11 protein-coding genes and 1 tRNA gene are annotated in these 12811 nt (G+C 67.1%); 4 read left to right on the top strand and 8 right to left on the bottom strand.

Going from position 1 to position 12811, the window contains the following annotated elements:
* Positions 1-35: 35 nt before the first annotated feature.
* Together Pmi06nite_RS22720 and Pmi06nite_RS22715 are read left to right on the top strand one after the other, a co-directional pair.
* On the top strand, positions 36-713 hold the full coding sequence (locus Pmi06nite_RS22720; RefSeq protein ID WP_203955105.1) for a class I SAM-dependent methyltransferase: 678 nt from the start codon (positions 36-38) through the stop codon (positions 711-713).
* Between the two features lie 40 nt (positions 714-753).
* On the top strand, positions 754-1254 hold the full coding sequence (locus Pmi06nite_RS22715) for an HAD domain-containing protein (protein ID WP_203955104.1): 501 nt from the start codon (positions 754-756) through the stop codon (positions 1252-1254).
* An 81-nt stretch (positions 1255-1335) separates the two neighbouring features.
* Here Pmi06nite_RS22715 and Pmi06nite_RS22710 read toward each other — a convergent pair whose 3' ends face one another.
* Positions 1336-1965, bottom strand: coding sequence for an LUD domain-containing protein (locus Pmi06nite_RS22710; protein WP_203955103.1), 630 nt, complete (start codon positions 1963-1965; stop codon positions 1336-1338).
* A gap of 211 nt (positions 1966-2176) precedes the next feature.
* Between Pmi06nite_RS22710 and sigJ the strand changes: the two genes are divergently transcribed.
* Positions 2177-3115, top strand: a complete 939-nt coding sequence (gene sigJ, locus Pmi06nite_RS22705; RefSeq protein ID WP_203955102.1) for an RNA polymerase sigma factor SigJ — start codon at positions 2177-2179, stop codon at positions 3113-3115.
* 98 nt (positions 3116-3213) lie between these two features.
* Here sigJ and Pmi06nite_RS22700 read toward each other — a convergent pair whose 3' ends face one another.
* Positions 3214-3738 carry a DEAD/DEAH box helicase family protein gene (locus Pmi06nite_RS22700; RefSeq protein WP_203955101.1) on the bottom strand — a complete coding sequence of 175 codons (525 nt, stop codon included), beginning with the start codon at positions 3736-3738 and terminating at the stop codon, positions 3214-3216.
* Positions 3739-4000: 262 nt separating this feature from the next.
* On the opposite strand from Pmi06nite_RS22700, the gene Pmi06nite_RS22695 reads away from it, so the two are divergent.
* The gene (locus Pmi06nite_RS22695; RefSeq protein WP_203955100.1) at positions 4001-4495 is read left to right on the top strand and encodes a hypothetical protein; all 495 of its coding nucleotides are present in this window, start codon (positions 4001-4003) and stop codon (positions 4493-4495) included.
* 216 nt (positions 4496-4711) lie between these two features.
* On the opposite strand, the gene Pmi06nite_RS22690 is transcribed toward Pmi06nite_RS22695, so the two are convergent.
* The 6 genes from Pmi06nite_RS22690 to Pmi06nite_RS22665 all read right to left on the bottom strand — a co-directional run bounded on the left by Pmi06nite_RS22690 (position 4712) and on the right by Pmi06nite_RS22665 (position 12804).
* Positions 4712-4785 (bottom strand) — tRNA-Thr (locus Pmi06nite_RS22690).
* A gap of 85 nt (positions 4786-4870) precedes the next feature.
* On the bottom strand, positions 4871-6415 hold the full coding sequence (locus tag Pmi06nite_RS22685; RefSeq protein WP_239114126.1) for an alpha/beta hydrolase: 1545 nt from the start codon (positions 6413-6415) through the stop codon (positions 4871-4873).
* The gene (locus tag Pmi06nite_RS22680; RefSeq protein WP_203955274.1) at positions 6412-7239 is read right to left on the bottom strand and encodes a PSP1 domain-containing protein; all 828 of its coding nucleotides are present in this window, start codon (positions 7237-7239) and stop codon (positions 6412-6414) included. Before Pmi06nite_RS22680 ends, Pmi06nite_RS22685 begins: the two co-directional genes overlap by 4 nt.
* Before the next feature lie 206 nt (positions 7240-7445).
* Positions 7446-8630, bottom strand: a complete 1185-nt coding sequence (locus Pmi06nite_RS22675) for a DNA polymerase III subunit delta' (RefSeq protein WP_203955099.1) — start codon at positions 8628-8630, stop codon at positions 7446-7448.
* 563 nt (positions 8631-9193) lie between these two features.
* Positions 9194-11251 carry a dTMP kinase gene (gene tmk / locus Pmi06nite_RS22670; protein ID WP_203955098.1) on the bottom strand — a complete coding sequence of 686 codons (2058 nt, stop codon included), beginning with the start codon at positions 11249-11251 and terminating at the stop codon, positions 9194-9196.
* A gap of 182 nt (positions 11252-11433) precedes the next feature.
* A complete protein-coding gene (locus Pmi06nite_RS22665) occupies positions 11434-12804 on the bottom strand; it encodes a metallophosphoesterase (RefSeq protein WP_239114125.1) in 1371 nt (456 codons plus the stop codon).
* Between the last annotated feature and the right edge of the window lie 7 nt (positions 12805-12811).

Here is a 12811-nt window from a genome sequence, read left to right as displayed (position 1 = left end):
GGCGGGTTGTCGGTGCCGCCTGCGACCATCCGTCCATGCCTGCATCAGATCTCGCCCCCGTCTCCTCCTACTGGGACGCATCCGCCGAGAGCTTCGACGACGAAGCCGACCACGGGCTCCGCGATCCCCAGGTCCGCGATGCCTGGGCGCGCCGCCTCGCGGGATGGCTCCCGGGCTCGCCCTGCGAGATCCTCGATCTGGGCTGCGGGACCGGCTCCTTGACCCTGCTCCTTGCCCAGCAGGGTCACCGGCCCATCGGAGTCGACCTGTCCCCGCGCATGATCGAGCAGGCGGCCGGCAAGCTATCCGCCGCCGGCTTCGACATCCCATTGCTGGTGGGAGATGCGAGCGACCCGCCCACGGCCGCGCATGAGCCGTTCGACGTGATCCTCGTCCGCCACCTCATGTGGACGCTCCCCGCCCCGGAGAAAGCACTTCGGCGGTGGTTGAACCTGCTACGACCCGGCGGACGCTTGGTGCTCGTCGAAGGACACTGGCAGACCTCGGCGGACAGCACTCCTTATGCACCTGGATCGCCGGAATTGCCCTGGCTCGGCGGCGTGACCGCTGAACAGCTGATCGAGGCGCTCGAACCTCTGGCCGTCGTAGGCCACCACGAGCAGCTCACCGACCCGACGCTGTGGGGCCGCCCGATCGAGGACGAGCGGTACGTCGTGATCGCTCATCGCAAGCCCGGCGGCAGTGACTGCTAGCAAGATCCGAGCGGGGTTCGACCATCGCTATTGTGCGGCTATGCCGGGTTCCGTGGACCGTCCGTTGCTGTTCCTCGACGTCGATGGACCACTCATTCCGTTCGGGACGCCACAGCCGCATCTCGGTGGGCGCTCAGGCCACGAGGCAGCACCGCAAGCAGGCTCCAACCCACTGCTGGCCAGGATCGATCCCCGGCATGGGGCACGGTTGTCGGCGCTGCCGTGTGACCTGGTGTGGGCGACGACATGGATGGCCGATGCGAACGAAGTGATTGCGCCGTTGCTCGGCTTGCCCGAGTTGCCGGTGGTGGATTGGCCGGACTCGGATGAGGAGGGCCCGCTGCACTGGAAGACCCGCGGCCTCGTCGAGTGGGCGGCCGGGCGCGCGTTCGTCTGGGTGGATGACGAAATCACCGATGCCGATCGCTTCTGGGTGTCCGCTCACCATCACGGACAGGCTCTCCTCCATCGCGTTGACCCTCGGCGCGGTCTCACACATGGCGACTTCGCCGTCGTCGCCGACTGGTTGGCACAGCTATAGCCGCTCCAGCCGCGAGCATCGTCACGCCCGAAACAGATCAGGACTCTCTGGGCAGCCTCGGCTCGCTGCCCTCTGGTGGTTTCAGAATCCGATGGCTTCGCGGAGCAACAAGACGATGCCGCGCCCGGGTTCGAGTTCCGCGTTGAGGATGAGGAGCCGGTTGAGGGCACTGGGCCGCCCGTAGACCTCCTGGGCACGGACGTTCTCCAGCGGCAGGCAGTAATCTTCGACGCGGCGCAGCGCGGTGCCCAGGTCGGGTACCACCTTCTGCGCCCCGACGATCCAGATCGCGCGGCCGGCGCCGCCGGCGTAGCCGGGCAGTTGGCTTCCACTGGCCGAGGCGATCACAAGGGAGCCGGTTTCGGTGACTGCGTGGACGCTGCCCACGATGACGTCGGGGCTGGCGATCATCCGCCAGATGTCGCGGGCGCCGGTGGCGCGGTCCGTGGCCAGGGTGCGTGACTTGATGGCGTCGTAGCGTCCGCTGGTGTTGATGTCCTCATCGATGCCGGACAGGCGGAGGGTCTCGCTGGCCCCGGTGAACACGCTGGCGCCCTCGGGAATCAGATCTTTGATACGGATACGTGCGGCAGCGACGTCATCGAGGATTTCGACGGCGAAATTGTTCGCCGTCAGCGCAGCAGCCACCCGCTCCAGGCGCTCCGCAGGCGCCGGGTCAGTGAATGGTGATGCCGGAACCGAGATGGTCATGGTGCCTCCTGGGCTGGTCATGGCGTAGGGAGTCGTGGAGCGCAGGTGGCGCCGCGGTGGCGGTGCCCCACTCGCTGGATGATGTGTTCGTCTCAGCAGTTCGACAACGCAACCTCCAGGAATGTGAGGCGACGCGCCCGCCTCACATTCCGATGCTCTGTCTTGTCGAACTGGTGAGGGCAGATGCGACCGATGGAGGCCGGCGACACCCATGACCACCCCATCCGAGCCTGGACACGGCCGGCCCCATCCGAGCCTGAGCGCGATCGTGAGTGAGCGGCGTCAGCTGATCAATCTCACCTACCGACTGCTGGGCTCCCGGGCCGAAGCGGAAGATGCCGTACAAGAGACCTTTGCCCGCTGGTACGCCCTGTCGCGGCAGCAGCAGGACGCCATCGAATCCCCCGGCGCCTGGCTGACCACGGTCGCCAGCCGCATCTGCCTCAACCTGCTCAACTCGGCACGGGCCAGACGAGAGAGCTACGTGGGCGAATGGATCCCCGAGCCGCTACCCGAACCCATGGAGTGGATCACCGGACGGCAGGACGGCACGACGGCCGATCCGGCCGACCGGGTCACCCTCGACGAGTCGATCAACATGGCCTTCCTTGTCGTGCTCGAATCGATGACCCCGGCTGAGCGCGTCGCGTTCATCCTCCACGACGTCTTCCGCTACTCCTTCGCGGAGATCGCCGAGATCGTCGGCCGTACGCCGGCAGCATGCCGCCAGCTGGCCTCATCAGCCCGCCGCCGCATCCGTGCCGCCAAGGCTCCCGCGACCCCGGCAGCCCGGCAGGCCGCCGTCGTCAGGGCTTTCAAGGCGGCATGGGAAGCCAAGGACATCGACGCCCTCATCGGCCTACTCGACCCCAACGCCACGGCGATCGCCGACGGCGGGGGCCTCGCCCTCACTTTCCTGCGTCCTATCGAAGGCGGCGAGCAGATCGCGCACGCCTGGGTCGAAATCGCCCACCGGGCGCCCAGCAACATGACGTTCCTGGAACGCACAGTCAACGGCCAGCCCGGCCTGGTCGCTCAGCAAGACGGCGTCACCATCACGGTGTTCGCGTTCGACGTCGCAGGCGACAGGATCAAGCGCATCTGGGCAGTACGCAACCCCGAGAAACTCCGGCCCTGGACGACCGGCTGACGCGCGTCTCCATCCCATCGAGTCCGCTGACAGGACAGCAGCCCTTCCGGCAGATCGTTGAGAATGCCGGTCTCGACCCTGCCGCGTGGTCACCTGACCTAGAGCGTGGGATCGATGGCAGCTGCGATGTCCTTGGCCACCTCAGATGGCGAGACAGCCGCAGTGTCAATGACCTCTCCTTCGCGGCTGAGCCAGGTGAACGACTCGCGATACTTCGGCAGATGATCCAGGCGCCACTGCCGGGCACCTATGTCGACCACGTCACTCTCGATCCGCTGAGTGAGGGTGATCTCATCCGCGTGAAGCACGAAGTGACGGAGAGGAATGCCTGCTTCTCGGAGACCTGTACGGATCTCCTCCCAGTACTGCTCGACAAGAACTGATTGCGGCATGACGAGAACCCCGCCGACATACTTGAGCACTTGCGAGGCCGTCTCCACGACGAGGCCACGCCATGGCCTCCAATGCTGAAAGTCCCCGACCTCCGGAAGGCCCGAGATGTGCCGGAGCATGAAGCCGACCTGCTCAGGGTCGAAGTAGTGCGCCTCGGGGATGAGGGAAACGAGTTCCTTCGCGGTGCTCGTCTTGCCTGCACCGAACGTCCCGTTCAGCCAGATAATCATGACAGTCAGCGTAGCCAGAGCGCCTATGCCACGGACCCGCGTCTTCACATCATGATCTCGCCCATCGCAAGCCCGGCAGCAGTGCCCTCGAGCAAACGAAACGACCCCCGGGCCTCTGAGTTTGGAGCCGCCTCGCTTATATGAAACGTTGCGGCAATCATGGAACCTCACGAGTCCTAGCATTAACCGACTTAAAGGCAGCAGCGCCATGGGGCCCGAGGTGGCAACTCAGCTGATCACAGTTACAGCAACACTCGGTGGCGTGGTCCTCACCCTGCTCACCAACGCGTTCCTGGAGCGCCGACGTGCGCGTGACAGCCGGAACCTGGAAGCGATGCGGCTCAACTTCGAACACGCCAAGTGGCTGCGCGACGAGCGGCAGAAGGCCTACAGGAACCTGTCAGAAGCGGGAGAAGAGGTGTTGCAATGGTTCCGCGATCTGCCCACCCTCGTCGAATCAAGAGATTCCATCCCGCTCCACGAGGCCCTGATTCGCTGGAACCACCTCCGAGCCGAATTAAGAAAGGCATTCAATCAGGTAGCCCTCTTCGGCACCGACGAGGTTCGAACAGCGGCTCTTGATGTCTGGAGAACGGGCCGTAACGGGGGTAACGATTTCTTCCGCGCATGGCGCGGACTCGATGAACCAGAGACGTCCGCACCGCTTGAAATGCTCAGGACCGTTGCTTCCCATCTTGGAACAGCGGGAGACACATTCCTTGACGCATGTAGAAAGGATCTCCAAAAGAACGCCTAGGCATCCTGCGGACCCTGCCCCTTCATCACCCCCCCATCGCGTCTCGCCGCCGGCGCTCAGCACATGGTGAACACACCCACCGAGGTTCGGACCCACGCAGTTCTGCGCCGTCCTGATCTCTCGTCTGCCGGCCGGCCACAGCAGCACAGCCGTCACCGAATTGGTCTGCCGCAAGCAAAGAGGCCCCCATGATCATCATGAGGGCCTCTGTGTCGGAGCCGCCTAAGGGAATCGAACCCTTGACCCCTTCATTACGAGTGAAGTGCTCTGGCCGACTGAGCTAAGGCGGCACACCGTAGAACGGCAGAGCAAGTCTACAGGTTCAGCGGGGGTTCTCGTGCACCCTGATCACCCCCGCCGGCTGAAGTTTCCGAGCTATCCGGCCTCCGGGCAGAGCATGCCCTTCTTGGGCACGCGCAGCGAGATGAGGTAGTCGTCGACCGCCGTGTCGACGCAGGCTGAGCCTGTCCGGTAGGCGGTGTGCCCATCGCCGTCGTAGCCCAGGAGGACGCCCGAGGACAGTTCCGAGGCCAGCCCCTTCGCCCACTCGTACGGCGTGGCGGGGTCACGCGTGGTGCCCACGACGAGGATGGGTGGCGCCCCCTCGGCCTTGAGCGGCTTGACGCTGTCCGCCGCGTCGGCACCCGCGGCCTTCACCGGCCAGAACGAGCAGGGGAACGATCCCCACATCACGAAGGACCCGAAATGCGGGGCCGCCTTCGCGGCGTCGACGGCTGCCTTCTCATAGGTGGCCGTGCCCTTCGGATACGGATGATCAATGCAGTTGATCGCCATGTTCGACTCGGTCTGGTTGGAGTAGGCGCCACCCGGCTGCCGGTCCACCAGGATGTCCGCCATGCGGAGGAGATCAGTCCCGTTGCCCTTGAATGCCTGGCCGAGGGCCGTCCGCAGTCTCGACCACTGCTGGTGGTCGTACAGCGGGGTGACGATGCCGAGCACCGTCCAGGCCTCGTTGATCACGCGGCCGTCCCCGAGATCGTTCCGCAAGGGGTGCGCGTCAGCCTTCTGCAGCAGGCCCGCGACCTCCGCCATCGCACCGTCGACCGTACGGCTGGTGAAGGGGCACGCGCTGACACGCAAACAGTCCTCGGTGAATGCCTTGAGCGCCACCTCGAACCCCTGGGCCTGCACCTTGTTGGCCGAGAAGGAGGAGACCGCCGGGTCGACGGCGCCGTCCAGGACGAGGGCTCGCACCCTCTTCGGGAACAGATCCGCATACAGCGCGCCGAGGTAGGTGCCGTAGGACTTACCGAGATATGTCAGTCCAGAGTCACCGACAACTCCGCGCAGCACATCCATGTCTCTGGCCGCGTTGGCCGTACCGACGTACGGAAGCAGGCTTCCCGATTTCGCCTCACAGGCGGCCGCGAAGGCCTTCGAGCCCTTCTCCTGGGCGGCGATCTCCTCCGGCGTGTCCGGGCTGCCGTCCAGACCCACGTAGGCGTCCAGTTCCTGACTCGACATGCACCTGACCGGAGCCGACTCCCCCACACCGCGCGGGTCGAAGCCGACGATGTCGAACCTGGCACGCAGGTCATCGGTGAACAGGAACGGAGCCGCACGCGTGTACTGGATCCCCGACGCTCCCGGCCCGCCGGGATTGATGAACAGCGAGCCCATGCGCTTACCTGTGGCGGGCAGGCGGATCGCGCTGATCTCGATCTGCTCTCCGGACGGCTTCGCATAGTCGAGCGGAACCTTGACCTTCGCACACTCGAAACCCTCGCCGCAGCCCGCCCAGTCGGGCGTCTGGCTGTAGAACGACTGCAGTGCCGGGGTCGGCGCCGTCCTCGCGTCGTTCGCGGCCCTCGCCGCGGGTTCTTCGCTCGTCGAGCACGCGCCCACGAGCGCAGCAGTCAGCAGGGCCGCTGTGCAAGCGGCCATGATTCGGTTGGTCACGCCTCATCCGTCCCGTAGGCCGAGTCATACGCTTTGCGCGGGGCGCAGACGCTGGCCTTGGAACAGGCGCAGCGCCGACCTCCGTCGTTCAGCCGTACGATCACCGAGTCTGACGGAACGTTGTGGCCGACGACGGTTCCTGGGCCTTCCGGCGTGTCCACAGCGAGCCCGGTACGTGGGGCAGATGCCCTGAATTCCTGGTAGAGCGGGTGCTCGTACTTCAGGCAGCACATCAGACGGCCGCACGCCCCCGCGATCCTGAGCGGGTTGACCGGGAGATCCTGATCTTTGGCCATGCGGACCGATACGGGCTCGAAGTCCTTCAAAAACGTCGCACAGCACAGATCGCGGCCACACGGGCCGATGCCGCCCTGAAGCCTGGCCTCGTCTCGGGGGCCGATCTGGCGTAACTCCACCCGAGCACGCAGGTTCCGAGCGAGATCGCGGACGAGCGCCCGGAAGTCGACCCGGTGCGGCGCGGAGAAGTAGACCGTGTAGACGTTGTCGGCGTCCAGATAGTCGACGCCGACGACCTTCATTGGCAACTCGTGCCGCTTGATCAGGCGCTTGGACACGCTCCGGGCCTCAGCCCTGTGACGGCGGTTACCCTCGTCGCGGCTCAGATGCTCGTCCCCGGCGACACCCTGACAGACCGGAAGGCCGTCGATGTCCTCGCTCACGTACTGCGGCGCCCACACGCACTCGGCCACCTCGGGACCGGTGTCCGTGGGCACCAGAACCTTGTCTCCCACCTTGGGGCTGTGGCCGCCGGGGTCGAGATAGTAGAGCCGACCGTAACGAGTGAAGCTCACGGCCATGATCATGCCCAAGAGCCGGCCCTCCTCGATCTCGTACGGCTTCCGCCGTGCACCCACCATACGTGGCTCACACCACAACTGGTCAGGGCCTCCGGTTGACTTCCGCCGGAATCATTGCGCCGAAAGCCCCCGTACCCCCAGAACTCAGACCACTCGATCAGCCAGAATTCCGGACAGCCCGGATATCGCGAATACAGTGATCGCCCCTGCGATCACACGAGATTGGGATCGCGGAGCGCCAGGGTCATGGCCTCCACGGCGATCTGCGGGTTCACATTGGCCGCCAGTCGCTCGCGGCACAACATGATCGCGTCCGTACGGCGAAGCGTGTCGACGGGCGACGAGTTGCGTGCCAGGGTCTCCACCTCGTGCCGCCGGTCCTCGTTGGCCAGTTCGACCTGCGCGCCGAACTGGACGGCCAGCACGTCGCGATAGAACGCCACGAGGTCGAGCAGAGCGAGATCCAGGGAGTCGCGCTTGATTCTGGTGGCCCGTGACTTCTGCATGGTCTCGAGCTCTTTCAACGCTCCGGCCCCTCCCCGGACAAGGCCCTTGTTGAGCCCCTTGCCGGACGAGCCCTCGCCGTACACCTGGCGCAACTCGGTCGTCTCGACCTCGTTCAGAGCCGTCGTCGCCGCGTCCGCGTCCGCGGTCGAGGTCTTCACCAGCCGCTCGGCGGCGGTGATGCAGTCACCCACTCCGGACAACGACTTGGGAATCGAGAGGACGTCCTCCCTGCGCCGCCGTACCTCCTCGTCGAGCGCGAGCCGCCGGGCCCGGCCGATGTGCCCCTGCGCCGCGCGCGCGGCGAACAGCGCCGTGTCGGGCGGGACGTCGTCCCTGGTCATCAACACGTGGGCGACGGCCTCGGTCGAGGGGGTGCTCAGGGTCACGACGCGGCAGCGGGACCGGATCGTGATGATCATGTCGTCGGGTGACGGGGCGCACAGCAGCCAGACCGTCCTCGGCGGCGGCTCCTCGATGGCCTTCAGCAGCGCGTTGGCCGCGGCCTCCGTCGCACGGTCGGCGTCCTCGAAGAGCACGATCCGCCAGCGGCCGAGCGTCGGGGCGCCGGCCCCCTTGAGCACGAGATCCCGCGTCTGCTTGGCACTGTAGGAGAGCCCTTCAGGGCGGACCCAGGTCACGTCGGGATGGGAGCCGACATCGACCTGGTGGCAGGCGTCACAGTGTCCACAGCCCTGGTCGGGGCAGAGAAGAGCGGCGGCGAAGGCCCGGGCGGCGTTGGAACGCCCGGATCCCGGAGGGCCGGTGAACAACCAGGCGTGGGTCATGCCGGCGCCACGTCCCCCGGCGAGGGCGTCGGCCGCGGCCGCGGCGGCCTTCTGGAGCACGATGACGGCCCGCTCCTGCCCCACCAGATCGCCGAAGACACTCACCCCATCAACCTACCCCCCTGATCTTGCCCCGCCCCCACCCTTCCCCGCGTGATCATGCACACCTTCGGCGAAGTGCCACATGACCTGCCCCCACACCCGCCGTGATCATGCACAAGTTCGTGGATGTGCCTCGTGACCAGCAAAAACGCGGGGCGTGATCATGCGCAAGTTCGGGGGAAGTGCCTCCGAACTGGGCGAACGCGATTCGTGATCATGCACACTTTCGTCGAACAGCAGGCACACCTGCACAGATGGCACCCGCGATCATGCACCACACGCTTCGGCTCATCGCCAGATCACGAAGCAAGAAAGCGCACGTCAAGCAGCACAACCAAGAAGCCTTGCATGATCACGACTTGAGTGTGGCCAGGTCAACGGCCATATAACCGAAAGTGTGCATGATCACGCAGGGCATCGTTGCTGGTCGGGCGGCATATTCACGAACCCGTGCATGATCACGCCCGGCGTTTCCGCTGGTTACGAGGCACATCCACGAACCTGTGCATGATCACGACGGAGGGGGTGGGGCATGTCACGGCGGAGGGGGGGTGTCGCGGCGGGGGTTAGTCGCGGATGGCGGGGATGGTGCCGGTGGCGGCTTCGGCCTCGTGGGGGACCGGGTCGGGAAGGACCTCCCGAACCCGGTCCTGGATGAGGCGGGACACCTCGGCCTGCTGCAGCGTGCCGTCGACCACGAGATACCGCTCCGGGGCCGCGGCGGCCAACGTCCGGAACTCGCGCCTGACCCGCTCGTGGAACTCCAGCGGCTCGGCCTCGATCCGGTCCGCGGGGGAGGCCATCCGGCGCAGCCCGACCGACGGCGGCACATCGATCAGGACGGTCAGGTCGGGCAGCAGCCCGCCCGTCGCCCATGAGTTGATCTGGGCCACTTCCTCAGGCTCGAGAGCCCGGCCCGCACCCTGGTAGGCCAGCGACGAGTCGACGTAACGGTCCGTGACGACCGTGGACCCGCGCTTCAGGGCGGGCCGGATGACCTTCTCGACGTGCTCGGCCCGGTCGGCGGCGTACAGCAAGGTCTCGGACCTGGCGGACAGGCCCTGGTGAGTGGCGTCGAGCAGGATGGCGCGCAGGCGCATGCCGACCTTGGTCGAGCCGGGCTCCCGGGTCTGGACGACGTCGAACCCCTGGTCGCGCAGCCAGATGGCGAGCAGGCGCGACTGAGTGGTCTTGCCCGATCCCTCGCCGCCCTCGAACGCCACGAAGAACCCGCGGGGCTGCTCCTCGGCCTCGGGGACGAACTTCTCGCCCCGCAGCGCCGCCATCAGGTCGACGCCGATCGGGATGCCGCGGCGGTCGTCCATGTGCCGGAACGCGAGCAGGCCGACGACCACGGCAAGCAGGGCGGCCAGCAGGAGCACCACGTTGGAGCCGTCGAACTGGTAACTGATCCCGCCGACGGCGAGGAGATGGCTGCCGAAGACGGCGGCCAGCCCGGAGGCCACGGCCACGACCAGCAGCAGCACCACGCGGGCCAGTGACTGCAGGAAGGAGAAGGTCCGGCCGCGAAGGGCGTCCTCGACCTCCAGCCCGATCATCGTGTAGCCGATGATCCAGGCGATGCCGGCGCAGGCTCCGAGCAGCACGGTGAGCATGACGACGATCACGAGATCGTGGATCACCGCGATGGCCGCGAGGGTCAGCCCGGCCAAGATGATGGACAGCCCGAACATGCGCCGCCGGGAGAGCCCGCCGAGCAGGCGCAGCCCGAAGAACATCCCGAGCCCCATGCCGAGGAACACCGCGCAGAAGACCGCGCCGTATCCCGCGTCACCCCCGTGGAGGGCGCTGACATAGGCCTTCCCGACGCCCACGACGGCGCCTCCGGCGGCGAACGCGCCGAGCATTCCGATGATCAGACCCTTGACGACCCGGTTGCCGCCGACGAAGCGCCAGCCGTCCACGATCTGCCCGAGCACCGAGAGGGTGGAGGCCTGGCGGGTGTGGTCCTTGGGGATGCTGCGCAACGTGAAGATCAGGACGGCCGAGACCAGGTACGCGACGGCGTTGATGCCGAGCGCCAGATCGGTGGGCTTCACGCCGGACGCGGGGAACGCGGCCGTCACCATGCTCGTCAACGCCGATCCGACGGCGAACAGGGCCGCGGCGACGGGAGCGGTGCCATACGTGACCAGGAGGTTGAACTGATTGGCCTCCTCCAGCCTCTCCTTGGGCACGAGGTTGGGGACGGTCGCGTCCTTCGCGGGCACCCAGAAGAGGTTCACGCATTCCACCAGGAACGCGGCGATGAGGACCCACTGGTAATTGCCGACCAGTGGAATCGACAACACCACGCCGAATCTGACGATGTCGGCCACGACCATCGTCAGGCGACGGTCGAAGCGGTCGGCCACGGTTCCGGCGAGGGGCCCGAGCAGGATCGCGGGCAACATCTTGGCGACGAAGACACCGCCGATGGCCAGGCTCTGCGCCTGGAAGCCCGAGCCTTGGGTGAGGTTACCCGCGAGGGCGGTCAGCGCGATGATGTTGAGCCAGTCACCGAGGCTGCACACCCCCATCGCCGTCCAGAGCCTGCGGAACGGCGCGATCGCCAGAACGTGCGACGTCTTGCGTCGCTGGGCTGCCCGGCCAGGGGTGCTCATGATGTCAGCGTATCCAGGTGCTCGCTGGGCTGTATGGGGGACGAGCGGGCCGGATATGCCCCGCCTGCTCGTCGCCTGAGGGTATTACGTCCCGCCCTGTCCCGCACTGTGGACGCGAGGAACAGTCAGCTTCTACTGCCCCTTTTCAACAGATATGCGCAGGGGCCAAACGCGCCGGGGATTCAGGCGTGCAGCTCGATGAGGGTGATCTCGGGCGGAGCGCCGACACGGACCGGCGGTCCCCAGTAACCGGCGCCTCGGGTGACGTAGACCTGTGTCTCGCCCCCGCCGGCCCTCGGGAACGCCGCGAGGCCCGCCACCACCGGCTGCTGCAGCGAGACGACCAGATTGAACGGCGCTATCTGGCCGCCATGGGTGTGCCCGGAGAGCTGCAGGTCGACGCCACGCTCCGCGGCCGTCTCGACCTGGACCGGCTGGTGGGCGAGCAGCACGACCGGCCGGGCGGCGTCACGGCCGTCCAGGGCCTTGCCGAAGTCGGGGCCGTCTCCGTACGCCGCGCCGTTCAGATCGTTGACCCCGGCGAGGTCGAGCACGGCTCCGGCGTGGCTGATCTCGACCCGCTCGTTGCGCAGCGACCGGACCCCCAGGGAGTCCAGCTCGTCGATCCATTCCTGGGGTCCTGCGGACGTGTAGTACTCGTGGTTCCCGGTGACGAAATACGCCCCGTAGCGGGATTCCAGGTCCTTGAGCGGAGCCGCGAGAGCGCCGAGCTCGGCGACGCTGCCGTCGACCAGGTCCCCGACGATCGTGACCACGTCGGCCTGGAGCCCGTTGATCATCCGGGTGATGCGCTCGGTGTGCCCGATGCCCGTCAGCGGGCCCAGGTGGATGTCACTGACCACGGCGATCCGCAGCCCGTTCATCCGCGGGTCCAGCCGGGCCAGACGGACCGGGACACGCTCGATGATCGGGTCGCCCAGGGCTGTGGCCACGCCGTAGCCCACGGTGGCGAGCGCACCCACGCCCACGACCGCGGAGGCCGTACGGGAGATGAACATCCGCCGGTCGATCCGGCCCTCGCGGGGGACGGCCGCGTCTTCGGGGCGGTCGTCCCGGCCGTGCGAGGTGATGTCAGCGGGAGCGGGAGACGAAGCCCCGGAGGTGGCCTCGGGAGCGGATGCGCCGGAAGCCGCCAACGCCGCCACCGGCAGCTCATCCTGGGCGGCAGGGGTGGCAGGGGTGGCAGGGGTGGCAGGGGCGGCCGCGGTGGATCCGGTCTCCCGGCGCTCGATCCGCCGCACCGCCAGCAGGGCCAGGGCCCGCGGGATCTCCATGACGAGCGCGAACACCAGCAGGTAGAACATGATCGCCAGCCACAGGTAGCCCGGCCAGGCGATGAAGTGCTCGAACCCGGTGCCGAAGATCCGGCCGCCGGCACGCGTCAGCACCAGCGGGGCGGCCAGCAGGAACAGGGCCCACACCGCCACCCGGCGCGCTCGCGATCCCGGCGTCGTCGCCGGCCGGATCAGGCGTCGCCACAGGTAGTAGTGCACGACCGCCACGGCCACCACGATGGCGATCCCAAACCCCACGACGGAC

This window comes from Planotetraspora mira (assembly GCF_016863275.1).
GTDB lineage: Bacteria > Actinomycetota > Actinomycetes > Streptosporangiales > Streptosporangiaceae > Planotetraspora > Planotetraspora mira.
The sequence above is the reverse complement of the archived record's forward strand: the minus strand, read 5'-3'. Positions and strand labels throughout refer to the sequence as shown.